The sequence below is a fragment of the Pseudomonas sp. WP18 genome, assembly GCF_036689585.1.
Classification (GTDB): domain Bacteria; phylum Pseudomonadota; class Gammaproteobacteria; order Pseudomonadales; family Pseudomonadaceae; genus Aquipseudomonas; species Aquipseudomonas chlororaphis_E.
Genome location: NZ_CP144758.1, coordinates 4,420,907 through 4,443,489 on the forward strand (window position 1 = coordinate 4,420,907; position 22,583 = coordinate 4,443,489).

21 protein-coding genes, 1 tRNA gene and 1 pseudogene are annotated in these 22,583 nt (G+C 58.5%); 12 read left to right on the top strand and 11 right to left on the bottom strand.

Going from position 1 to position 22,583, the window contains the following annotated elements; genetic code table 11:
• Nucleotides 1-320: 320 nt before the first annotated feature.
• From V5F23_RS19390 to V5F23_RS19400, 3 genes are all read left to right on the top strand, one after another.
• Nucleotides 321-1,253 carry an AraC family transcriptional regulator gene (locus V5F23_RS19390; RefSeq protein ID WP_042730342.1) on the top strand — a complete coding sequence of 311 codons (933 nt, stop codon included), beginning with the start codon at nucleotides 321-323 and terminating at the stop codon, nucleotides 1,251-1,253.
• 181 nt (nucleotides 1,254-1,434) lie between these two features.
• Nucleotides 1,435-2,493 carry an alpha/beta hydrolase gene (locus V5F23_RS19395; RefSeq protein ID WP_123578314.1) on the top strand — a complete coding sequence of 353 codons (1,059 nt, stop codon included), beginning with the start codon at nucleotides 1,435-1,437 and terminating at the stop codon, nucleotides 2,491-2,493.
• A gap of 193 nt (nucleotides 2,494-2,686) precedes the next feature.
• On the top strand, nucleotides 2,687-3,502 hold the full coding sequence (locus V5F23_RS19400; RefSeq protein ID WP_042730340.1) for a DUF1206 domain-containing protein: 816 nt from the start codon (nucleotides 2,687-2,689) through the stop codon (nucleotides 3,500-3,502).
• A gap of 7 nt (nucleotides 3,503-3,509) precedes the next feature.
• Here the strand turns inward: V5F23_RS19400 and V5F23_RS19405 are convergent, their stop codons facing one another.
• Nucleotides 3,510-3,989 (bottom strand): nuclear transport factor 2 family protein, encoded by a 480-nt coding sequence (locus V5F23_RS19405; RefSeq protein ID WP_042730339.1) that lies wholly within the window; start codon nucleotides 3,987-3,989, stop codon nucleotides 3,510-3,512.
• A gap of 409 nt (nucleotides 3,990-4,398) precedes the next feature.
• On the opposite strand from V5F23_RS19405, the gene V5F23_RS19410 reads away from it, so the two are divergent.
• The gene (locus tag V5F23_RS19410; protein ID WP_123578487.1) at nucleotides 4,399-6,051 is read left to right on the top strand and encodes a RopAA-2; all 1,653 of its coding nucleotides are present in this window, start codon (nucleotides 4,399-4,401) and stop codon (nucleotides 6,049-6,051) included.
• A gap of 418 nt (nucleotides 6,052-6,469) precedes the next feature.
• Here V5F23_RS19410 and V5F23_RS19415 read toward each other — a convergent pair.
• Nucleotides 6,470-6,699 (bottom strand): annotated as a pseudogene (locus V5F23_RS19415) (terminase); the annotation flags it as partial.
• Between V5F23_RS19415 and V5F23_RS19420 the strand changes: the two are divergent.
• The 4 genes from V5F23_RS19420 to V5F23_RS19435 all read left to right on the top strand — a co-directional run bounded on the left by V5F23_RS19420 (nucleotide 6,686) and on the right by V5F23_RS19435 (nucleotide 11,009).
• Complete coding sequence (locus V5F23_RS19420; protein ID WP_123578488.1) at nucleotides 6,686-6,838, top strand: DNA cytosine methyltransferase; 153 nt, start codon at nucleotides 6,686-6,688, stop codon at nucleotides 6,836-6,838. The pseudogene V5F23_RS19415 and the gene V5F23_RS19420 overlap by 14 nt on opposite strands.
• A 766-nt stretch (nucleotides 6,839-7,604) precedes the next feature.
• Nucleotides 7,605-8,525 (top strand): trypsin-like serine protease, encoded by a 921-nt coding sequence (locus V5F23_RS19425; protein ID WP_152622925.1) that lies wholly within the window; start codon nucleotides 7,605-7,607, stop codon nucleotides 8,523-8,525.
• A complete protein-coding gene (locus V5F23_RS19430; protein WP_338496158.1) occupies nucleotides 8,522-9,499 on the top strand; it encodes a hypothetical protein in 978 nt (325 codons plus the stop codon). Before V5F23_RS19425 ends, V5F23_RS19430 begins: the two co-directional genes overlap by 4 nt.
• Nucleotides 9,500-10,152: 653 nt before the next feature.
• Nucleotides 10,153-11,009 (top strand): IS5 family transposase gene (locus V5F23_RS19435; protein WP_338496159.1). Its coding sequence is split into 2 segments (ribosomal slippage): nucleotides 10,153-10,494 and nucleotides 10,497-11,009, totalling 855 coding nucleotides; the frame shifts between segments, so codons are not numbered across the junction.
• 106 nt (nucleotides 11,010-11,115) lie between these two features.
• On the opposite strand, the gene V5F23_RS19440 is transcribed toward V5F23_RS19435, so the two are convergent.
• Nucleotides 11,116-11,205, bottom strand: a tRNA-Ser gene (locus tag V5F23_RS19440).
• Between the two features lie 307 nt (nucleotides 11,206-11,512).
• On the opposite strand from V5F23_RS19440, the gene V5F23_RS19445 reads away from it, so the two are divergent.
• From V5F23_RS19445 to V5F23_RS19455, 3 genes are all read left to right on the top strand, one after another.
• On the top strand, nucleotides 11,513-12,202 hold the full coding sequence (locus tag V5F23_RS19445; protein WP_042730335.1) for a crotonase/enoyl-CoA hydratase family protein: 690 nt from the start codon (nucleotides 11,513-11,515) through the stop codon (nucleotides 12,200-12,202).
• A gap of 248 nt (nucleotides 12,203-12,450) precedes the next feature.
• The gene (locus tag V5F23_RS19450; protein ID WP_338496161.1) at nucleotides 12,451-13,173 is read left to right on the top strand and encodes a 1-acylglycerol-3-phosphate O-acyltransferase; all 723 of its coding nucleotides are present in this window, start codon (nucleotides 12,451-12,453) and stop codon (nucleotides 13,171-13,173) included.
• Nucleotides 13,174-13,306: 133 nt separating this feature from the next.
• Nucleotides 13,307-14,278 (top strand): magnesium and cobalt transport protein CorA, encoded by a 972-nt coding sequence (locus V5F23_RS19455; RefSeq protein ID WP_042730333.1) that lies wholly within the window; start codon nucleotides 13,307-13,309, stop codon nucleotides 14,276-14,278.
• 101 nt (nucleotides 14,279-14,379) lie between these two features.
• Here the strand turns inward: V5F23_RS19455 and V5F23_RS19460 are convergent, their stop codons facing one another.
• From V5F23_RS19460 to V5F23_RS19470, 3 genes are all read right to left on the bottom strand, one after another.
• Complete coding sequence (locus V5F23_RS19460; protein ID WP_338496163.1) at nucleotides 14,380-15,111, bottom strand: amidotransferase; 732 nt, start codon at nucleotides 15,109-15,111, stop codon at nucleotides 14,380-14,382.
• Between the two features lie 88 nt (nucleotides 15,112-15,199).
• Nucleotides 15,200-17,344 (bottom strand): 3-hydroxyacyl-CoA dehydrogenase NAD-binding domain-containing protein, encoded by a 2,145-nt coding sequence (locus V5F23_RS19465; RefSeq protein ID WP_338496165.1) that lies wholly within the window; start codon nucleotides 17,342-17,344, stop codon nucleotides 15,200-15,202.
• A 24-nt stretch (nucleotides 17,345-17,368) separates the two neighbouring features.
• Nucleotides 17,369-18,574, bottom strand: coding sequence for an acetyl-CoA C-acetyltransferase (locus V5F23_RS19470; RefSeq protein ID WP_042732244.1), 1,206 nt, complete (start codon nucleotides 18,572-18,574; stop codon nucleotides 17,369-17,371).
• A gap of 596 nt (nucleotides 18,575-19,170) precedes the next feature.
• Between V5F23_RS19470 and V5F23_RS19475 the strand changes: the two genes are divergently transcribed.
• Nucleotides 19,171-19,977 carry a cytochrome c gene (locus V5F23_RS19475; RefSeq protein ID WP_338496168.1) on the top strand — a complete coding sequence of 269 codons (807 nt, stop codon included), beginning with the start codon at nucleotides 19,171-19,173 and terminating at the stop codon, nucleotides 19,975-19,977.
• Nucleotides 19,978-20,087: 110 nt separating this feature from the next.
• Here the strand turns inward: V5F23_RS19475 and V5F23_RS19480 are convergent, their stop codons facing one another.
• The 5 genes from V5F23_RS19480 to V5F23_RS19500 form a co-directional block, all read right to left on the bottom strand.
• Entirely contained in the window at nucleotides 20,088-20,429 is a 342-nt protein-coding gene (locus V5F23_RS19480) for a ribonuclease E inhibitor RraB (RefSeq protein ID WP_042732242.1), read from the bottom strand.
• Between the two features lie 200 nt (nucleotides 20,430-20,629).
• The gene (locus tag V5F23_RS19485) at nucleotides 20,630-20,866 is read right to left on the bottom strand and encodes a hypothetical protein (protein WP_042732241.1); all 237 of its coding nucleotides are present in this window, start codon (nucleotides 20,864-20,866) and stop codon (nucleotides 20,630-20,632) included.
• 138 nt (nucleotides 20,867-21,004) lie between these two features.
• The gene (locus V5F23_RS19490) at nucleotides 21,005-21,613 is read right to left on the bottom strand and encodes an START domain-containing protein (RefSeq protein ID WP_042732240.1); all 609 of its coding nucleotides are present in this window, start codon (nucleotides 21,611-21,613) and stop codon (nucleotides 21,005-21,007) included.
• Between the two features lie 48 nt (nucleotides 21,614-21,661).
• The gene (locus tag V5F23_RS19495; protein ID WP_042732239.1) at nucleotides 21,662-21,916 is read right to left on the bottom strand and encodes a YkgJ family cysteine cluster protein; all 255 of its coding nucleotides are present in this window, start codon (nucleotides 21,914-21,916) and stop codon (nucleotides 21,662-21,664) included.
• A gap of 145 nt (nucleotides 21,917-22,061) precedes the next feature.
• The gene (locus V5F23_RS19500) at nucleotides 22,062-22,535 is read right to left on the bottom strand and encodes a translation initiation factor 2 (protein WP_338496170.1); all 474 of its coding nucleotides are present in this window, start codon (nucleotides 22,533-22,535) and stop codon (nucleotides 22,062-22,064) included.
• Between the last annotated feature and the right edge of the window lie 48 nt (nucleotides 22,536-22,583).

Sequence of the window (22,583 nt, forward strand, 5' to 3'; positions counted from 1 at the left end):
CCTACAGTGGTCGTACAACCTTGCAAAATCAACCGAGGCGTTAGATCGTTTTTTTCGAAGAAAGCCCTGACGATGGGCCCTGTCCAAGAAAATGCAAAACCGCCGGTTTTTCCATGATCTTTTACGATCAAAGTTAACCAACTGTTTTACAAAGAAAAATATTAAGAGACTGGCCTTTCTGGTTTTGGACACTCGCCTTGCGTCCAAGCAGGGCAGAAAATCATCGCCCTGCGCATCTCATCGTATAACTTCTTGAAAACTCGCCAGATGCACCGTCACAATCACCGTCATCGCCATGCCCTGCAGAGGATTCCCAGGAGATGCCAGCACCGAGCCGAGTCCCCACTTATGTCATGCAGCAACGCAGCGAACTGACGGACTTCTACATACGTGACAAAAAAGGCCGGCGCGCTGAAACCAGCCCCCATCGGCACGAGTATTTCCAGATCCAGATCAACCTGGGCGGCGATACGGTGCAGCACATCGGCAACGTCGAGCGTCCGTTCCCGCGCAACACCCTGGCCTTCATCCTGCCCCACCGCGTGCATGTGATCCCGCATCCGGCCAACAGCAACTTCATGGTGATCAATTTTTCCCAGACCTTCCTGTTGCCGCACCTGCAGTGCGACCCGATGGACCTGGAGGAAGTCTCGATCCTCCTGGCACCGGAGTTGTCGCCGTTCCGCTTTCAGGAGCACCTGGACTTCATCCTGGCCGACGAGGATTTCGCCCGGGTCTGCGGCCTGATCGAGCAGATGCGCGTGCTCGATGAACACCGCCAGTTCGGCACCCGCGAAATGCTCAAGGGTTTGCTGTTGCAACTGATCGGCAGCGTCTGTGCGCTGTACGCCGAACCGCTCAAGCGCTTGGCCGAGGAAAATGCCGCTGAAGTCAGCCGCCGCGATGCGTTGGGCCGCATGTCCGAATACCTGCGCAAGAACATCGCCGATCCGGACCTCAACCTGATCAAGGTGGCCGCCGCGACCTACCTGTCCCCCACGTACCTGACCCACTGGCTGCGCAAGGAAATCGGCAAGACGTTCACTGAGCTGGTGCTTGAGCGACGGATGCACGCCGCCCGCAATTACCTGCTCAACGGAACGCGCCCGGTGGGCGAGGTGGCGCGCCTGTGCGGGTTTGCCGATGAGGCCTATTTCTCCCGGCGCTTTCGCCAGATCCACGGGCAGCCGCCGGGACAGTTCAGGAAACAGCAGTTGAATCCGGACACGCCGCAGTTGCCGTTGAACACCTGATCCGCGGCGAGCGGGCTGCGTGCATGTATCGCTTTGTATCAGGCAGGCTTCCCGGTACATAACCTTTCACCCAGCCCCCTGGCCCGACACAGCCCGGATACCTCGTCGCGTTCAAATGCCTCCACGGTTTGAAGGGGTTCGACCAGCACCCCTGGCCACGACACGCGACGGAGGCATCACCATGAACAAGGCATTGCAGCACAGCACACCCCAGCGTCACCTGCTCGGCTCATCGATTCTGGCGCTCGCCCTGTTCGGCGCTTTCGGCGCAGCCAACGCGCAATCGGTAACCGCGGCGCAGCCCGCCTCGACCGAAGCGAGCGCTCCCCAGGCAACACCCTCGCCCTTCGGCCCGCTGAAGCATGTAAAGGCCGGCTTGCTGAACGTGGCGTATGCCGAGACAGGTCCGGCGGATGGGCCGGTGGTGATCCTCCTGCACGGCTGGCCCTACGATATCCACAGTTATGACCAGGTCGCTCCCTTGCTGGCCGCCAAGGGCTATCGGGTGTTGATGCCGTATGCCCGAGGCTATGGCGATACACATTTCCTGTCCGCCACCACGCTGCGCAACGGCCAGCCGGCCGCGCTGGCCAGCGACGTCATCGATTTCATGGATGCACTGAAGATCCCGCACGCCGTGCTGGGCGGCTACGATTGGGGCGCACGCTCGGCGGACATCGTTTCGGCGCTGTGGCCGGAACGGGTCAAGGCCCTGGTGTCGGTCAGCGGCTACCTGATCGGCAACCAGGCGGCCGGCCAGAACCCGCTGCCGCCCAAGGCCGAGTTGCAATGGTGGTATCAGTTCTATTTCGCCACCGATCGCGGCCGCGCCGGGTATGCGAAGAACACCCACGATTTCGCCAAGTTGATCTGGCAAACCGCTTCGCCGAAGTGGACGTTCGACGACGCCACGTTCGACCGCAGCGCCAAGGCCTTGGAAAACCCCGACCATGTCGACATCACCGTCTTCAACTACCGCTGGCGCCTCGGGCTGGTCAAGGGTGAAGCCCGCTACGAGGCACTGGAGCAGAAACTGGCCACGGCGCCGGCCATTAGCGTGCCGACCATCACCCTGGAGGGCGATGCCAACGGCGCACCGCACCCGGCGCCCGAGGACTATGCCAAGCGCTTCACCGGCAAATACGAGTTCCGGTTGATCAACGGCGGCATCGGCCACAACCTGCCGCAGGAAGACCCGCAGGCCTTCGCCAAGGCCGTGATCGATGCCGATCATCTGTGAGGCCAGGCCGAACGTCGGGGAAAACAGCGCCGGGTAGCGCCTGAGGCACCCGGCGCTGGAGCCCAGGGCAACCCTGCGGGAGCGGGCGCCATCGACCCGGGTGAGCGGCGCTGGGGTTTCGCCCGCAACGCCAATCGAACCCCTCGCAACACCATGGGTCTGCTCCTGTATCACGTCTACGGAATCGCAACCCATGTCCCCACACCAGAGCCTGGTTTTGCTGGCCCGCGGTGGCTATGCCGCTCGTGGCGTCATCTACCTGATCATCGGCCTGTTCGCCCTGCTCGCCGCCAAAGACTCAAGCAACCCGAAAGACAGTCACAAGAGCCTGGAAGCGTTGCTGAGCCAACCTTTCGGCCACGCGCTGGTGGGACTGGTGGTGGCAGGGTTGCTCGCTTTCGCCGGCTGGCGCGTGTTGCAAGCCACCCGCGATGTCGACCACCACGGCCACGATCTCAAGGGCTGGGTCATTCGTGCAGGCTTGTTCGCAGGAGGCCTGGTCAACGGTGCGCTGGCATTCTTCGCATTGAGCCTGCTCATCAGCGGCCTCAGGCGGTCGAGCGGCTCCGGCGGTGATCACACCCCCGACCTGCTCGCCCGCCTGCTGTCCTGGGACCACTCGAACCTGCTGATTTACCTGATCGCCCTGGTGCCGCTGGGTGTAGGCATCGCGCACATCATCAAGGGCTGGAAAGCATCGTTCGAAAAGTACTTTGAAGTTGACGAAGACGTCATGCGTTATGTGCGCCCCGTGTCGCGCTTCGGCCTGGTCGCGCGTGGCGTGGTCTTCATCGAGATCGCCCTGTTGTTGATGGTCAGCGGCTCGGCCTACAAGGCCATGGACCCACCGGGGATGAAAGAGGCCCTCAATGCGCTTCAGAACCTGCCGGCCGGCGGTGTAGCCCTGATGGTGATGGCCTTGGGCTTGATCGCTTTTTCGGTCTACAGCTTTTCCGAAGCCGCCTGGCGCAAGATCAACATGGACGTGCCTGGAGTGCCGGACACCTGACACTGGCTTATTGCTGTGCAGGTTCCACGCGACGCATAAGATCGTTCAGCGCATACGTGTCGAGAAAAGCCTTTACCTCGGTGATCTGCCCCTGCGTGAATGTCATGTGCCATAGGTACGTGTTGTTATAGGGTTTACGATCCAGTGCGGTTGCCTGGCCGCTCCACAGCACGACCACAACGTCGTCTTCGGCAACAATGCTTTGAACGGTGGGCGAAATAGGCGTCGCCAACCGAGCACTGATCGGCCGTACGGCTTGTTCCATTAAATCGGCCTTGCTCTTGTACACGCCCGACACAGGACTGGATCCGGCGACCGTCCATGTGGCATTGGGCGCCAATAGATCGAACACGGTGCCTTTGCCTTGCTGCCAGTTCGTGAATGCCTGGCGCAGTCGATCTGCATTGGCGTTTTCCGACGCCCAGGCTGAGCTCATTGAAAGAGCCAGCGATAGTGCGATAGCTAGAGGGCGCAAAGCCGAACTCATCCGAGTGGTCATGTTGTTCTCCCAACAATGCCGTTGATAGGAAGTCGCAGGAAAACCTTAACGGCATGCGCCGGGCCCCTGTAGCTCGATACTGTTGCGTATTTGCCTGATGCTGCCTGGAGAGGAGTGCTGGCGCGATTGGAAACCGGACACAACGTTGCCGACCTAAAGCCAGCTATCGCCGATTCATCCAAGCCCGCAAGGGGTTTCTCAGCCAAACCGTTCAAGTGGAATAAAACCGCTCTCCTTTGGAACGTTTCTTCCGTCATCGCCACTCAGGGCAAGGATATCGCCGCTCATAGCGTCCAGATCGAGATGTGTCGGGGCGGGGGAAATGATGGCGGGTGGGCGCGTAGGCCACCGAATTCATTTGCATGCTTCTATCTGCCGATCACCAGAGGGTAATGCCATGGATACGATTAATGTGAGTGCAAACCGCGAGATGACGCGTGTACCTGATGAGCTACAGCCCGATGCAGCGCCACAGGTCTCCCACTCTCCCAACCTCGGCCCTACCGGGCTGGCGATGAGCAGCCGGCTTCAAGACCATTTCGAGGCTCACCTGGAGAGAGATGCCGACTCCGGCCACCCCCTTGCCGCGACCGCAAGCCCCCACAACAGGGAGCTGAACGCGATTCGCGATGACCGTGCCCAACGGTTAGAGGCGAAGGGCTATAACGTCCATGACATGGAGAAGGTGGAAAAAAACGCGGCCAGAGCCGACAGACTGTTTGCATCAATAAAGTCGGGGATGGGGGGGACGCCCTTTGCAGCGCTTACCGAGGCAGGTAATTTCAGTCCGTCCATCCTTCAGGTAGGGGGCCAGCATGCCAATACCGTACGCCAAGCGGCGATAGAGAACGCTATGTCATGCTTGTATGCCGGTATGGCTGATGCTGCCGGCAACAAGATGATTGCAGGCCTCAAGCCGGGTTACTACCTTAAGCCCGATAGCCAAGCACTGCACCCGGCGCTTCAAGCGTCAGTGGCGCAAAAGCTGCTGGCCTTGGACAAAGGCCCATTGCGCAACGCCTTCGACGAAGCCAATAAGTGGCTTGTCGGGTTTGCCGTCCGTAATACTGCGATGTACGCATCGACGCTGGCCATGACGGCTGCCGGCCGAGAGGAGCTGGATGCCATCCTGCAGCCCGCCCTACGCCCCGTCACGGCTATCCTCGTGGGCATCGCAATTGAGCATTACGCTGTGAGCCGCGATCGCACGAACCACTTGGCCGAGCCAGCAATGCTTTATGGTCGGCGAGATGCTGTACCGCAGGGGCAGCCTCATAAGCCTCTTGATCAAGAGACCGAATGGCTGGATGACTTCGAGACTTTAAAGGATCTCGATGCCACTGCCCTGGTCAAGATGGTCTCCGCGCGGCTTGGTGAAGGCTCGGCTACAGCTCTGAATGCGATCATCAGCGGCGATGCCCTGAAAGAGATCCTGGACCCGGTCAGTGTCCTGGGAAATGGCCTCCTGACTGGGGGATTTTCTGCGATGGGCGCGGCTACAACCGCCACGGCCAACTTGGCCAAATCCAGGCAACTAGGGGCAATGGCCGCTACCGCTGCCTCGGAGGGGGTAAAAAACGTATTGGGTACACTGGCTTTCGGGCTGTGGGCAGCCGGCGCCTCGCTAGGTGGCTCATTACCGAAAAAAGCCACCGAGGCTGTCGATGCCCATGTACCCAAAGCAGTAGAAGGGAGCGCAGATGCCGTGGGCAGAGTGGCTGTCAAAGGCGGTGAGCTTGCACTCAAGACATCGCTCAGCGGCGCCAAGTTTGCCAAAGAGGTCGCTGTTTCAGGGGCCAGCCACACCAAAAGTGCAGTTCAAGCGGCAGGGGATGGAGTCATCAGCGCCGCTGGCGTCATTGGCTCCACCTCCCAATCGGCTTGGGACAAAAGCATTGGAGCGCTGAGGCAACGCACGGTGGCCTCCTCCCAAGGCCCAGCCGTTCAAGGTCAGAACATACCCCTGCAGCCGCTCACCGCTGCGCAGACCCCAGCAACGTCCTCAGCGCCCACACGCCCCGCGGCTCAGGATGATGGCGATATTGTGTAAGGCCCGCTGGCGTCTTTAGTTCCGAGGGGAAAGCACGGATATGGACCGCCTCGGCTTGGCGCGAACAGGGTCGCTCGGTTCCGGATCGCTTTTTTCAGACGCCAAAAACCACAAACCCCCGACTTTCTCTAGGAAAATCGGGGGTTTGTGTTTATAGAATTTGGCGGTGAAGGAGAGAGTTGAAAGCACCCGATTGGGATTTTCGCGATGTCGCCCCCCGATTTATAAGGGTTTCAGGGCGATAGTTTGCGCGCAAGTATTCCCATGGCAGTCCCATGGAATCTGTTCGGCACCAAGGGGCACGGTCGCGTAAGCAGACTATTGCGTTTTTGGGGAGCAGCGTCGGCAGTGGGTAACTTTAGTAACTCACTCGTGTTTTTATGAACATCCAGAAAGCCTTGAGAGCAGAAATAACCGTTTAAGTCTCAACGGTATTGGCAGCGGTCTGCCCTTCGAGCGGTTCGTTCTGCAATGCGTGGAAGTAGGTGAACTGGCGGCCGCCTGGGTAATGGTCTTGCGGATTGCCATGAGCGACTGGGCCATGTCGTTCCAGCCGGCATCGAACTCCAGCCTTCCCTTATGGATCACCTCGTAGGCCTTCAACACCAAGCGGGTTTTAACCTCGGGCGAGTAGTTGAAGGTGGTCACAGCCCGGGCTGTGCTTGCCGATCGATTTACCCATGCACGCCAGTTCGAAGACATGCGTCAATGCGGCACCCATAACCTCACCCCGGTGGATATCCTCACCGCCGGTTTCTCCTGCCAGCACATCAGCATCGCCGGATGAAGGGAAGCAATCAGGCCACCCGAGGGCTACGCAGCGGCCTGTTTTGGGAATCCTCAAAGAGATACAACCTGGCTGGGTGGTCCTTGAAAACGTCGTTAACTTGCTCGCTGTCGACGATAGCGAAGACTTTGAGACAGTCATTCGGGCCCTTGCGGACTGGGGCATGTGGGATTTTGCCGAGTGCTTAATGCTCAATATTTCGAAGTCCCCCTGCAACGTCGTCGAATATTCCTGGTCGCCGGTTATCGACGCATGCCTTCTTCGAGTTCCTAGCTGACGCCGCGCCAGTGGACGCAATACCTCCAGCGTCTCGTTCGAGACGATGGCCATGCCCCGCGGACGCCTGGGCTGCCAATACTCTATTGGCAAACAAGGCCGGATACCAAATCGCTTAGGGCTGTACCACTTTCGTCGCTCACCCGAACGGGTGGGATCAGATAGTTGAGCGGCAACGAGCGTCTGAAATGATGGGGTTTGCATCGGACTGGATGCGGCCAACCTTGAAGAGGTTTTCAGTGCCGGAAACGCCGTTTTACGCAGGTTGCGGAGTGGGTTGGGCGGGAGCTGATGAGGAATTGACGTATCAAAAATATTTGGTCTGCAGCAGATGCGTAGCGGACTTTTAGTCAGACCACGGCAGTCAAATTTTAATTTTTCATAAATTTCAATAACTTACATAAAACAAAAAACATTACATTATTTCCCATCAATAATTTGACACTTCTCTGATTCCAGCTTTAATCAATCTCAACCAGAGAGGTGTTAAATGAGAAAACAATCGGTTTATACAGCCTGCCTCTTGCTTGCCTTTACTGGATCAACACTAGCGATTATGAAAATCGCTTATGTACCTTATAAAACAATGGGAAAAAACAACCTGCCGGTTTTGTTCGGCCATACATTCACCAACGAATACAACCCTTCAGCCTCCACCAAATTCGACCCTCAAAAATACACTCAGATAATTGCAGAGGCTACACAATTGGGATGCAGAGGAGGAGATGGACTTTCAACGCAAACGAACAAGCCACACGCAGTGCTAAGCTGTTTTCAAAAAAATAATGGCGAGGATAAAAAAACAACAATAATATACAACAAACTCAAAGATGGGATTACATCAATCACCTTTGACAACAGCCATTTCTGCATGGCCTCCTATGCTGGAAATGGAAAATGGGTTACTGCAGGACATTGTTTTTCCGGCAAAACAGAGCCCTATGAAAACTACAAAATCCTTCTAGACAAAGCCTACTCCATCAAAGTCACAAACTGCGGCCCACTTAATTGTGACATAGCAACAGTAGAAGCGATTGGGAGCAAACTTTCTGAAACCCCTCCTGCCCCCATCATTGGTGATTTAAGCTCAGTATCAGAAGAAACACCTTTATTCATACCGGGCATAGAAATAGGAACAAAAATTCCGGGCAACAACCTTCAAGGAGTGTCACAGGTTGTGATGTGGAGCAAAATTAAAAACGCTTGTATTCCCTATGAAGTAAAACATGGATGCATAGCCTACACATGCAGCACGCTGACTGGCTTTTCTGGATCACCTGTTTACTCCATAAGCGCGGATTATCCCAAGCTTGTTGGCGTGCACTCTGGCGTCGAGCTTGGTGGTAGTTGTACCAACCATACCGTAAACCTAGCAGTAACTACTGACATTTTCGCGGGGATGCTAAAATGAAAAATGGCTTACTGATACTTTCCTCAGCTCTGCTGGCTTCCTGCAGCTGGGGCCCTAAAACCGTGAGCACTAAAAGTTACGATATCTCCGATATACATCGTAATGAATCAATAGAAGAACTTAGGGTTTTTACCAAGATCGGGGAAAAATGCGCTACAGAAACCCTAGGCAAAGAGACAGTCCTTCCCTTGGGGGCGGTAGTCCTTGGTTCAGCAATAAAACAAATTGCGGCTTACGGAAAAGAGCAAGTTGATATCGCGATAAAATACCTACAAGGCGACGTCAAAATATCCGGAAAATCGCTTTTAAGCAACGCAAATATGACCCCTGCGCCAGCACCGACTCCTTCGCCAAAATTATGCATGCTTGCAATATATGGAACATTCAAAACGACCCCTACATCAGATGACAAAAACAAGACAATACAGACCTTTAAAAAAATCCAAATCCAAAATAAAATTGATGAACGAGACAACGTTTTTATAGAAGACCTCAAAGAGTATGAGATGGCCGGAGTAAACTCAGAAAACCCTGTCGACAGCCTAATAGGCAATCCGGTATTTATGGTAGAAATGAAAGCCTACGTAGTGACGGGATCTGATCCTTCCTCCTCCAAATACTTGTATAAAGTTACTCCTACCTTTTTGTGGTACCCACACTCATTGCACAAAGGGGTATTTCAACGGGCCAAACGCGATCTCAGCGTAGAAGTAGCGTTTGCAGATGTTAAATCCATTTCTCCCCTAGATGGATTTCCTGCCGGGTTTATGTATAAAGGGAGCGATTTTGCATCTCGGTTTTCATTGGTTGAAGGCAGCAAAAGCGCGACTGTTAACGTCGTGAGCGTTACAGTAATCGAAGGACCTGACAAGGTTCCTACAGATAAAGCTCTTGCGATTGTTAACGACGCCATTAAGGCGAAAGCCGAGGAACTCTCCAAGGAAATCGAGGACAAAAACAAACCCGCACAATAAAAATTAGACTAATGCCGAATACACAACCCAGCTTGAGAACGTTTATCTCATGGCCTAATTTCTAGGCGGACTCGAAGGGATCAGTCGACGAACGTGAAAATTTTTCCGACATCGACCCTATCGAAGAGACTGACCAGATGAGGTTGAGCGCTTCCCTGCGGCTAAAACCGTAACCGCGCAAGGCGATTCGCGAGCGGTGCCCGAACCTGCTTTCCGAAAACGAAAAAAGACGCCTACCGCGTCTTTTTTCTACTCCCAGCGTTTTGTTGTCGTAGGCTGCCGCATGTGGTCTTACCGCAATACGAAGCCCATTTGGCCCAGCAATCGAGGCGGCTTGTCAGAAATAGGAAAGGCCTCACCCTGAGTATAGGTGGGACCCTTTATTTGCTAATAATCACCAAAGCCTCGACGAAACGCCTGCGGGTGCTGACACGACCGCATGAGAGTCGATTGCACTTGTTGGCCGAGGTCTACCGCTTCTCCCCAAAGTCAAACGCCCTCATCCAGATCGGACTATCTCTCCAAAAAGTGAAGCTAGCGCACACGCTTCGGCACTCCTAGGCTCTGTACGAAATCCCGAGAAACCCAATTGGCGCTCCTTGCACGCTGAGATTTTGTAGAGTCACCCGCCATCAGCGGAAAGGAATTCTGTGATGGCAAAGCGTTATGAACTCTCGGATGAGGCCTGGGATGTGGTCTCCGATCTCTTCATCGAAACTCATGGCCGGGGGCGGCCTCGACTGAGCGACCGACTGATGCTTGACGGCGTGCTATGGGTGCTCTGTTCGGGTGCTGCATGGCGAGATATGCCTGAGCGCTTCGGCCCATGGTCAACGGTGTATCAACGGTTTCGGGGCTGGCGAAATCAGGGAACGTTCGAACAGATGCTCAAACGCTTGCACCTGAGATTGAATGAGCAGGGCTTGATCGATCTGCAAACCTGGATGATCGACTCAACAGCAGTACGCGCAACCCGGGCCTCATCTGGCGCCGGGAAAAAAGGGGGGCTGACGAGCCTGCCGATCACGCTCTAGGCCGTAGTCGCGGCGGCCTGACAACCAAAATCCACATGCTTTGCGACGCCAACGGAACACCGTTGCGCTTCCTCCTCTCTGGCGGTCAAGCCAGTGACATCAGCTACGCACAACCACTGTTGGACGAGGTCAGCATTCCATCGAGCCAACGTGGCCGTCCGCGCAAGCGCTGTAAATGGCTGCTCGCCGACAAGGGCTATGATGCCGAAGCGCTGCGCCGCTACTGCGACCAATATCGAATGCAGCCCGTCATCCCGCTGCGCTCAATGAAGCGCAAGCCCAAGCCTGGTTTACCCAGACTGTTTGATCGGCCCAAGTACCGACAGCGCAACATCATCGAGCGCATGTTTGGCTGGCTGAAAGAGAACCGTCGGATCGTGACACGCTTCGACAAGCTCGCAAAAAGTTATGCCGCCATGGTCTCACTCGCATGCTCCATGCGGTGTTTGCGACATCTCTTTTCGTACAGAGCCTAGGGACGAAAACACCCTCATATTTCCCCATATCGCCCTTTTCCAGACGCCAAAAACCACAAACCCCCGACTTTCTCTAGGAAAATCGGGGGTTTGTGTTTGTAGAGTTTGGCGGTGAAGGAGAGATTCGAACTCTCGATACAGTTTCCTGTATACACACTTTCCAGGCGTGCTCCTTAAGCCACTCGGACACTTCACCGTGTCTCGGCAAACTGTTCAGTCTGTCGAGGCGCGCTAATGTAGTCGAAAGGCTTTCCGATGGCAAAGGTTTTTTTCAGAATTTTCATGCGGTTAAGGTGTTCGGGCATTTCAAACGCGTCGGAACATGGCAAACCGGCCAATCTCCGGGTGTGCGTGGGGACGAGGCCAGGGATGAAGGTAAGGCCGGATGGGCAGGCCAGACGGTTTGTCGATGTCAGGGCTGACCGGTGAGTCAGTCACGGCGCTTTACCTGGCCTGCGGCGGTGGGTAACGTCTGCCTCACTTCTCTTACAAGGAATAGCGTGATGAGCGACCTGATTGGCTACCATCTCGAAGACGGTATCGCGACCCTGACCTTGAACAACGGCAAGGTGAATGCCATCTCGCCCGATGTGATTGTCGCGCTCAACGCTGCGCTGGACCAGGCGACGGCGGATCGGGCGGTGGTGATCATCACCGGGCAACCGGGGATCCTGTCCGGTGGCTATGACCTGAAGGTCATGACGGCCGGCCCTCAGCAAGCGGTGAGCCTGGTCACGGCCGGCTCGACGCTGGCCCGTCGCCTGTTGTCGCACCCCTTCCCTGTCGTCGTCGCGTGCCCGGGGCATGCCGTGGCCAAGGGCGCGTTCCTGCTGCTGTCGGCGGACTACCGCATTGGCGTGGACGGACCGTTCAGCATCGGCCTGAATGAAGTGCAGATCGGCATGACCATGCACCACGCCGGTATCGAGCTGGCCCGTGACCGCTTGCGCAAGTCGGCCTTTCACCGCTCGGTGATCAACGCCGAGATGTTCAACCCGCAGGACGCAGTGGGTGCGGGCTTCCTCGACAAGGTGGTGTCGGCGCAGGAACTGCAAGAAGCCGCGCTGGAGGCGGCGCGTCAGTTGAAGAAACTCAACATGACCGCCCACAAGAACACCAAGTTGAAGGTGCGCAAGGCGCTGTTGGAGACACTGGACAGTGCGATCCTGCAGGATCAGGAACACTTGGGTTAACCCCTTCCACCAGCCAACATGGCTGGATCAACCCCGTGGCGAAGGATCATGCGCCTTCGCCACGGTCCTCTGTCGACTTTTCCCACCTGCCCTGTTTGAAAATCAGCGACCGGCTTAGCCTGTTTCCGCCATGCCTTCGGGGAGCGTTCCCCGTGAACGTCGTCCATCTCCTACCTCTATAGGGACAATTGCCGAAAACAGTGCACAACCGTACACTGCGCCCACTTTTGTCCCAACAGGGCCTGTAGATGCTGTTTTTACTGCGTATGTTGTTGATGGGACTGCATTTTGTCCTGGCAGGTGTGCTGGGGTTGATCCTTGGTATCTGCCGGCCGTTCAACCCGGACAACAGCCGTCTGTGCGCCCGGCTGTACGCGCTGCCGGCGATGTGGATCCTGCGCCTGCGGGTCAGGGCCGACGTCACCTCGTTGATGGATAAACCCCCGAGCTGCGTGATCATAGCCAATCATCAATCCAACTATGACCTGTTCGTGTTCGGCAACGTGGTGCCGTACCGTACCGTGTGCATTGGCAAGAAGAGCCTGAAGTGGGTGCCGCTGTTCGGGCAGTTGTTCTGGTTGGCCGGCAACGTGTTGATCGACCGTGGCAATGCCATCAGGGCACGCCGGGCGATGCTGACCACCACCCATACGCTGCAACATGAGGACACCTCGATCTGGGTGTTCCCGGAAGGCACACGCAACCTCGGGGCCGACCTGCTGCCGTTCAAGAAAGGCGCCTTTCAGATAGCCATCGCGGCCGGGGTGCCGATTATCCCGGTGTGCGTGAGCAACTACGTCAAGCACATGCACCTCAATCGGTGGCGCAGCGGTGATATCTTCATACGCTCATTACCGGCAATTCCTACAGCCGGGCTGAGCATGGATGACATGCCTCAGCTCATCGCCCAGTGCCGTGAACAGATGCGCGAGTGCATCGCCTCGCTGGACCGGCAAGCGCAAACCGCTTGAGTGCAAACCCGCCTGATGGCGGGTTTTCTTTTGCCCGCGGAAACTCGGCAGATTTTGCTGACTCTCAAATGACAGCGCACGCTAAGCTGGACGTTGCGTGCCACTGCCATTTTCCAAGAAGTGAACCATCACCATGGGTAGAGTCGTTGCTGCTGCGGTATACAGCGCCGGTAAGAAAGTCACCAATATCACCCTCGACGAAGGCAGCGCCTGGGCTGCGAAACCTGGCCATTTTGTCTGGATCGGTCTGGAAGAACCCAGCGCCCAGGAGCTGAACAACTTGCAACGCCAGTTCAACCTGCACGAACTGGCCATTGAAGATGCGATGGAAAAGCACAGCCGCCCCAAGCTGGAAACCTTCGGCGATGCCCTGTTCATCGTGACCTATTCGCCGATTCGCAAGGACGGCAAGTTGCAGTTCATCGAGACGCATATCTTTGCCGGCAAGGGCTACATCATCACCGCCCGCAACGGCCACTCGGCATCCTACGCCCACGTCCGACAACGCTGTGAGGCGCGTCCACTTCTGCTGGAGCACGGGGAAGATTTCGTGCTCTACGCCATCCTCGATTTCGTGATTGAAAACTACCAGCCGATGGGCGAAGCCATTCATGCCGAGATCGATGAACTGGAGCACCACGTGCTGTGCAGCGCCTTGAACGAGCGGGACATCCAGAATCTGCACAGCCTGCGCCGTGACGTGTTGCGCTTGCGTCGTTATGCGGCGCCGATGGTGGAGATCAGCGAAGAGTTGCAGAAACTGAATTTCCCGTTCATCGACAAGAACATGCGCCCGTATTTCCGCGACGTGCAGATTCACGTCACGCGGCAGATGGAGGACCTGACGACCCTGGCGGACATCGCCAGCCAGACCATCGAAGTCGGTGTACTGCTCGAGGCCTCACGCCAGAGCGTGGTCCAGCGCAAGTTCGCGGCGTGGGCGGCGATCCTGGCGTTTCCGACGGCGGTGGCCGGGATCTACGGGATGAATTTCCAGGACATGCCGGAGTTGAGCTGGCACTACGGCTACTTCACGGTGCTGGGGGTGATTACCATTGGGTGCACGGCATTGTGGGCCAGCTTCAAGCGCTCGGGTTGGCTGTAGCGGTTCAGCCCGCGGCGTGGGGATTGGGCCGACCTCTTCGCGAGCAGGCTCACTGCCACAGTGACTGGGGGTGACTTGGCACTTGGGTCAGCCCAATGGCATCAACCCTGGGCCACGGCCTCGGGCTTGTGGGCAACGAAGCGCATCATCCACTCCGCCACGGTCGTGCCATGGTGTTCCTGGTCGAGGCTGGCCACGCCCTGGCTGTAGACCTGCTCGCCCAGGTGCTGCTGACGAAGCTCCAGCAAGGCGCGGGAGTAATCGTGGATGAATTCCGGATGCCCCTGGAAGCACAGCACCTGGTCGTTGATGTGGTAGGCGGCGTACGGGCAGAAATCGCTCGAAGCGATCACCGTGGCGTTTTCGGGCAATTCGGTGACCTGGTCCTGGTGGCTGATCAGCAGCGTCAGTTCTTCTTTCACCGGGCTCATCCACGGCGCCTTGGCGGCGAGTTTGTAGCGATGGGTACCAACCCCCCAGCCCTGGGTGGCGCGCTCGGTCTTGCCGCCCAGCAGCAAGGCCAGCAATTGATGACCAAAGCACACGCCGAGCAGCTTGTCGCCCCGCTGGTAGCGGTCCAGCAGGTAGGTCTTGAGGGTTTGAATCCAAGGGTCGGTGCCAAAGGAGTCGGCCTTGCTGCCGGTCACCAAATAAGCGTCGAACTGTTCGCTATCGTCGGGGTAATGCCCCTCCATCACGTTGTACACGATAAATTGCGCCGCGATGGGCTGCTGTGAAAACAGCCGCTGGAACATCTGCCCGTACCCCTGATATTGGTCGACCAGTTCCGGACGCAGGATATCGGTTTCCAGAATGCAGATGCGTAACGACATAAAAAATACCTGACACGTGATGGGAATATTGCACACCCCCAGAGCCTGCCCTGAAACACGGTCCCAAGGCAAGCCCCCTCACGGCGTGTCAGAACAGTTCCTGGCGAGCGGCTTTTTCCAACAGCAAGGCCGGCGGCGAGAAGCGCTCACCGTACTGCTCGGCGAGGTATTGGGCGCGAGCGACGAAATCCGGCAAGCCGTACTGATTGATGAACTGCAAGGCGCCACCGGTCCAGGCCGCAAAGCCGATGCCGAAGATCGAGCCGACGTTGGCATCGGCGGTCGACGTGAGCACACCTTCCTCCACGCAACGCACGGTTTCCAAGGCTTGGATAAACAGCAGGCGATCGCGGACATCCTGCGGTGAAATCTGCCCGTCGGCTTGCTCGAAGCGGCTCTTGAGACCCGGCCAGAGATGCTTCGACCCGGTGGTCGGGTAATCATAGAAACCACCGCCCGCGGCCTTGCCCGGTCGCTTGTATTCGTTGAGCAGCACGTCGATCACGGCGAAGGCCGGGTGTTCGCTCGGTGCTGTCCCTTCGGCCTGCAGGTCCTTGGCGGTTTGCACGCGGATATGGTTCATCAGGCTGAGGGACACTTCATCAGCGATCGCCAGGGGACCGACCGGCATTCCGGCCTTGCAGGCCTCGGTCTCGATCATCGGCGCGCTCACACCTTCGCCGAGCATGGCGATGCCCTCGCTGGTATAGGTGCCGAACACCCGGGAGGTAAAGAAGCCGCGGCTGTCGTTGACCACGATCGGCGTCTTGTTGATCTGCAGGACAAAGTCGAAGGCCCGCGCCAAGGTTTCATCGCCGGTGCGTGCCCCCTTGATGATCTCCACCAAGGGCATTTTCTCCACCGGGCTGAAGAAATGCAGGCCGATGAACCGGCTCGGGTCAGGCACCGCCGTGGCCAGGCCGGTGATGGGCAAGGTCGAGGTGTTGGAAGCGATCACCGCCTCAGGCCCCGCCACGGCCTGGGCGGCCGCCGACACCTGAGCCTTCAAGGCGCGGTCCTCGAACACCGCCTCGATGATCAGGTCGCAACCGGCCAGGTCCGCGTCGCTGCCGGTGGCATGGATCCGCGCCAGCGTGGCGTCGCGCTGCTCGACAGTGAGCTGGCCGCGGGCGATCTTCTTGTCCAGCAGCGCCGCCGAACGGGCCTTGCCCTTTTGCGCTGCGGCCAGGTCGACATCCTTGAGCACCACGTCGATACCGGCCACGGCGCTGACGTAGGCAATGCCGGCGCCCATCATGCCGGCCCCCAGGACGCCAACTTTCTTCGTCAGAGACTGCGCAAAACCGTGTGGGCGAGAGCCGCCAGCCTTGATCTCGTTGAGCTGGAACCAGAAGGTCCCAATCAGGTTCTTGGCCACCTGGCCGGTGACCAATTCAGTGAAATAGCGGGTTTCGATCAGGTGAGCGGTGTTGAAATCCACCTGGGCCCCCTCCACAGCCGCGCAGAGGATCTTCTCCGGCGCGGGCAGGCAGCCTTGGGTCTTGTTGCGCAGGATCGAAGGCATGATCGCCAGCATCTGCGCCATTTTTGGCTCGGTCGGCGTGCCACCTGGGATCCGGTAGCCCTTCACGTCCCATGGCTGGGCCACGCCGGGGTTGGCCAGGATCCAGGCCCGGGCCTTGGCCAACAGCTCGTCACGGTCTGCCGCCAGGGCGTCGATCAATCCTGCCTGCAACGCCTGTTGCGGACGAACCTTCTTACCTTCCAGCAGATACGGCAACGCCTGCTCCAGGCCGAGCAGGCGGACCATGCGCACCACCCCGCCGCCGCCCGGCAACAGGCCGAGGGTGACTTCCGGCAGGCCGATCTGCACCGACGGATGATCCAGCGCCACCCGATGATGGCAAGCCAGGCAGATCTCCCAACCACCCCCCAGCGCCGCGCCGTTGATCGCCGCCACTACCGGTTTGCCGAGGGTTTCCAGGGTGCGCAATTGCGCCTTGAGATCCAGGACGCCGGCGTAGAACGCCTGGGCCTCGGGCTTGCCGACCTTGACCAGCTCGTTGAGGTCGCCGCCAGCAAAAAAGGTCTTCTTGGCCGAGGTGATGATCACGCCGGCGATTGACGCCTTCTCGGCGATCAGACGGGACAGGCAGGCCGCCATGGCCTCCCGGTACGCCGCATTCATGGTGTTGGCGCTCTGGCCCGGCAGGTCGAGGGTCAGGACGACGGTCCGGTCGGCGCCGGTTTCGTAACGGATGGCTTCGGTCATGAAAAGTGCTCCTTGAAGTCGGGCTCAGAGGCGTTCGATGACGGTAGCAATGCCCATCCCGCCGCCGACACACAGGGTCGCCAGGCCATAACGCAGGCGCCGTGCCTCCAATTCATCGAGCAAGGTGCCGAGGATCGCGCACCCGGTGGCGCCCAACGGATGCCCCAAGGCAATGGAGCCGCCATTGACGTTGACCTTGGCGGGGTCAATGGCCATGTCCTTGATGAACTTGAGCACCACCGAGGCGAAGGCTTCGTTGACTTCGAACAGGTCGATGTCCTCCACCCGCAACCCGGCCTTGACCAAGGCCTTGCGGGTGGCCGGGGCCGGGCCGGTGAGCATGATGGTCGGGTCGGTGCTGGTGACGGCCGTGGCGACGATGCGCGCCCGCGGTTGCAGGCCCATTGCCCGCCCCTTGGCTTCGGAGCCGATCAACATCGCCGCCGCACCGTCGACGATGCCGGAACTGTTGCCCGGCGTGTGCACATGGTGGATGCGCTCGACATGGCTGTAGACCCGCAGCGCGGTGCCGTCGAATCCCATCTGGCCCATGGCTTCGAAACTCGGCTTGAGCTGGCCCAGGCCTTCGAGCGTGGAGTCGGCACGAATGAATTCATCATGGTCCAGCAGCACAATGCCATTCTGGTCCCGTACCGGCACCAGGGACTTATCGAACGCCCCTTCAGCCCGGGCCCGCGCCGCCTTTTGCTGGGAATGCAGCGCATAGGCATCGACTGCCTCGCGGCTGAAACCTTCGAGCGTGGCGATCAGGTCGGCGCCAATCCCCTGGGGAATGAAATGACCGTGCAGGTTGGATTGCGGGTCCAATGCCCACGCGCCGCCATCGCTGCCCATGGGCACCCGGGACATCGATTCGACGCCGCCCGCCACCACCAGGTCCTCGAACCCGGAGCGCACCTTCATGGCCGCCAGGTTCACCGCTTCCAGGCCGGAGGCGCAGAACCGGTTGAGCTGTACACCCGCAACGCTGACATCCCAGTCGGCCACCAGCGCGGCGGTCTTGGCGATGTCGGCGCCCTGTTCGCCCACCGGCGTCACGCATCCGAGCACGATGTCGTCGACCTGGCTGGTGTCCAGGTCCATGCGTTGCTGCAAGGCGCCGAGCAAGCCGCCCATCAGGTTCACCGGCTTGACGCTGTGCAAGGCACCGTCGGCCTTGCCCTTGCCACGGGGCGTGCGCACGGCATCGAAAATCAAAGCTTGGGTCATGACGTCCTCGGGGCGTAATGCGAGGTCTTCACCATAAGCCCAACGGCGTCGGATTCAATGACCGCAGCGCTCAATGACGTTGACGGCCACGCTCAGACGAACGGTAGCGAGCTATCGGGTTAACCGTTTCAGGAGAGCGAGCTGTCTAGCCAAAGGGCCTTCAAGAAGGTGGCAATAGGCCTCATGCCGTTTTAATAGAGAAAATACAGCCATTGATACGAATTGGATCTAAGCCAAGCCGGCTGCGGCCCCTAATGTAATCCTTGTACAAGAAAGTCGTCGGGTTTTGCCGAGGCACTTGTCAAACAGGAAGTGCAACGCCAGCCGTCATGGAGATGCAGGCTGGCCTCAGGAAATAACAATAAAGGCGGGTCAGCCATGTTCAAACATTCGAAAGTTCGTCAAGCCGGGCTCATTCTCTTTGCCACGACGCTGCTGTTGATCTTGCCGAACATCACCAAGGTGATCGGCTGAGTCGTACGCGCGCCGCCTGCATCCAGACATCTGCATCACCAAAAAAGTAGCGGGGCTCGTTGTTCGGGTCGGGGTGGCTGTGCCAATCTTTGCGGCCCCCCTCGACACGGAAGGCGACCCCCTTGAAAGCTCTCATCATGATCGGGGCGCTGCTGCTCAGCACGCCCTTGTATGCCGCGCAGTTGGTGCTGGACCTCGGCGCGAATGCGCGCACCTGGCAAACCGAGGCCTTGCTCAAGCACCCCGAAGCCCGGACGATCCAGATCGTTGAGGACGTTTCCTACAAGAAGCCGATGACATATCGCGCCGTGCCGCTGGCGGCGCTGTTGACGGGGGTGCAGCCAAGCGATCATCTGCAGGCCGTTGCCCTGGATGGCTTCGCGGCAGAAATGCCCGCCGCGCCGCTGCTCGAACGCCACGGTGCGCGAGCCTGGCTCGCGATCGAAGACCCGGCCAGCCCATGGCCGCCGCTGAGTGAAGGCAAGTCCAGCGCCGGACCTTTCTACCTGGTCTGGACGGATCCCCAGGCGGGCCCCATCAGCCCCGAGCAATGGCCCTACGCAGTCGCCACTATCAAGCGCTTGCTGGCGGTGGCCGAACGCTTCCCTGCCCTGCTGCCGGCCGCCAGCCTGGCGAAGGACGACCCGGTCAACAAAGGTTTCGAACTGTTCCAGAAGCATTGCCTGGCGTGCCATCGACTCAACGGCGCAGGCGACGCGCAATTCGGGCCGGACCTGAACATCCCCTTCAATCCGACCGAGTACTTCTCCGGCGATTTCCTCAAGCGCTACATCCGTGACCCGCAAGGCCTGCGCCGCTGGCCCCAGGGCAAGATGCCGGGGTTTTCGGCGGCGGTGCTGCCAGATTCAGAACTGGACCTGCTGGTGGGCTACCTCAAGCACATGGCGGGGCGCAAGCAACCCCAATGACCCTGGCGCGGGCGGGCCGTGCTCGACAGCGGTTGCGGGGCCGGCCCGGGCCACACATGAAAACGGCCGACCCCAAGGTCAGCCGTTGTTCGGGTTACGCAGGTGGGCAATCAGCCCTGCAGGCGTCGGATCTCCTGCTTGACTCCCCACCCCTCGATGACGCCGCCCAAGGGTTCGACGACGGCCTCGAAATCTTGCTCGAAGTCTCCAATATCATCGTAGGTCGCGTACATCACCCGGCTCAATTCCAACGACCATGCCCCGTCGTCCCGGGCACTGACCTGCGCGTTCAACGACTCGCCCCGAAATTGACCTGCCGCCCTGCGCGCCCGCTCCTCGTCCGGGAAAATGGCGTAGAACTCGATGGGATGGAATCGGGAAAAATCGAAACCGCCTTCTTTCATGCGGCGCAACACGTGGGTGCTGATGTCTTCTTGATAGGCTGTGCTCATGAAACGTCCTCCTAACAGATGGATAGACTTTCCGTCTTCCCGTGCGTGCCACCCGGAGGTTGCAGGCGATACGGCATCAAATTGCCGTCGGGACACAAGCATGTAGCTGACAAGACCGGACCTTGGCGATCCTTTCGCTGATCTCAATTGCAGAGTAGCTTCAAGTGATGGCCACTGCCAAGCGAGGCCAGCCAACGATTTCATGAAATCGATTTAATGCTGATGATTTCAATACTGTGCTGGGACTTGAGATTCTTGACCGTCGGGTCCTCGGTGCGCCCTTCCAGATCGTTGAGGTCCAGCTTTGCGGGCACCGGCAGCAGCTTTTCGCGAATCAATTGCGCCGCCTGTTCCATCGTGGGCTCCTGTTCATAGTCGAACTGCTCGGCGATGGCTTCGCCATGATCATCCACGAAAGTGATTTCCCACTTTTGCATCGGTGTCTCCTTGATCAATTCAGGGCCGGGATTACCTTTATCTCGACATTGAGGGCTGAACAATCGTTCCACCAGGCCGGTGGACGGCACACATGAAAAGACCGCCACGTGGGCGGTCTCGCGAGGCTCATGCGGCGATTATTTTTCGGCGCGGTCCCTCAGGGCTTTCAAGGTGTTGAACGGCGCATCCACCACGAACTTGTTCGCCAGCCAGGACGGTACATCGCCTCCTGGTTCGGTGTGGACCTGATAGGTCACCTCGATCTGGTCGGCGCCCTTGGGCGCGAACTTCCAATAGCCGTCGACCTGGGTGACGCGCACGAAACCCTTTTCTTCCGGCAGGTAGGTCGGCACGCCCTTGAGCTTGCGGGTCAGGCTGCCATCGGCGCCTTCTTCGGTGGTGACTTCCAACACCGAGTCCCGGGAGGTCACCGGCCATGGCGTGTTGAACTGGGTGTAGGTCCAGCTCTGATTGCCTTCGTGCTTGAGCAGCTTCTGGCTCTTGCATTCATGAATCCACGCACAGGCACCCGGCACGTCTTCCTGCAGGGCGCGCAGCTTGGCCATGGTGGTTTTCATCACGGTCACGCCGCGATAGGCCTTGTACTTGGAGCCGGCCACTTCGCTGAGCGAAACCTTGATGCCGTCCTGCTCCTTGGCGACCTGCCAGTCTTCCGCCTGAGCGGTTGCGGTTGCCATCAACACGGTCAACCCACACAACATGGCCATACGATGCAGCGAACCCATGGTTTTTTTCCTTATTGTTCGTTCATTTGAATTGCGCACAGTGCCCCATTACGCCGCCGTGACTTGCTCCCACCAGTCGATCAGGCGGATGGCTTCTTCACGGCTGCTGCCGCACACCTCGATGTCTGCCTGGAACCCCGAGCACACGGCCGGACGCTGCGGTTGACCGAAAATCAGGCACAGATTATCGACCGACAACTGCACGCAACGTTCTCCCGCCGGCTTGCCGTCGGGCATGCCAGGGATGGGTGAACTGATGGAAGGGGCGATGCAGCAGGCGCCACAGCCTTCACGGCATTTCATGCGACGACATCCTCACGGCGGTAATGGTTGGTAACAAACACAGAGTAACGGCTAAAACACCTGTTTTAAATTACTGGCTGCGTGTTTTTTTGACCACGGCACGCATGACCGATCGGTCAGCGACGAACTGCATGATGGCACCGGTTTATTGCTTGAATTCGAAGTCCAGTGCCGCGCCCTCCAATTCACTGCGCTCGGGGTTGCGCAGGGGCAGTTGCATCTCGTTGCTCAGCAAACGGCCATTGAGTTGGAAGGGACCGGGCTTCTGGCCGAACATGGACGGCAACAGCGGCTCATGCTTGGGCGTCACCACCTTGCCCGGCGGCTGCAACGCCTCGACCATGTCGTGGGGCAGGCTCAAGTCCAGCTTCGCGGGGGGCAACGGGGTCTTGGCGACCTCACGGGCGGATTTGCTCTTGGACGCGATGGGCGCACGTTTTTTCTTCGTCGCGGCGGTTTTTTTCACCGGGGCTTTCTTGGCCACGGCGGGTTTCTTCGAGGCATCGCGGGTGGCGCTGGCGGCTGGTTTATCCTGCGCCGAAGCCGCCATGACACCTCCCGCCTGAAACGCGGTGAGCAGGCCGATCAAAACCCAGGCAGCAGGAGCAATGGCTTTCATAACACACAACGGCAATAACGGCAGAGGCCCCCATGCTCGCCTGATAAT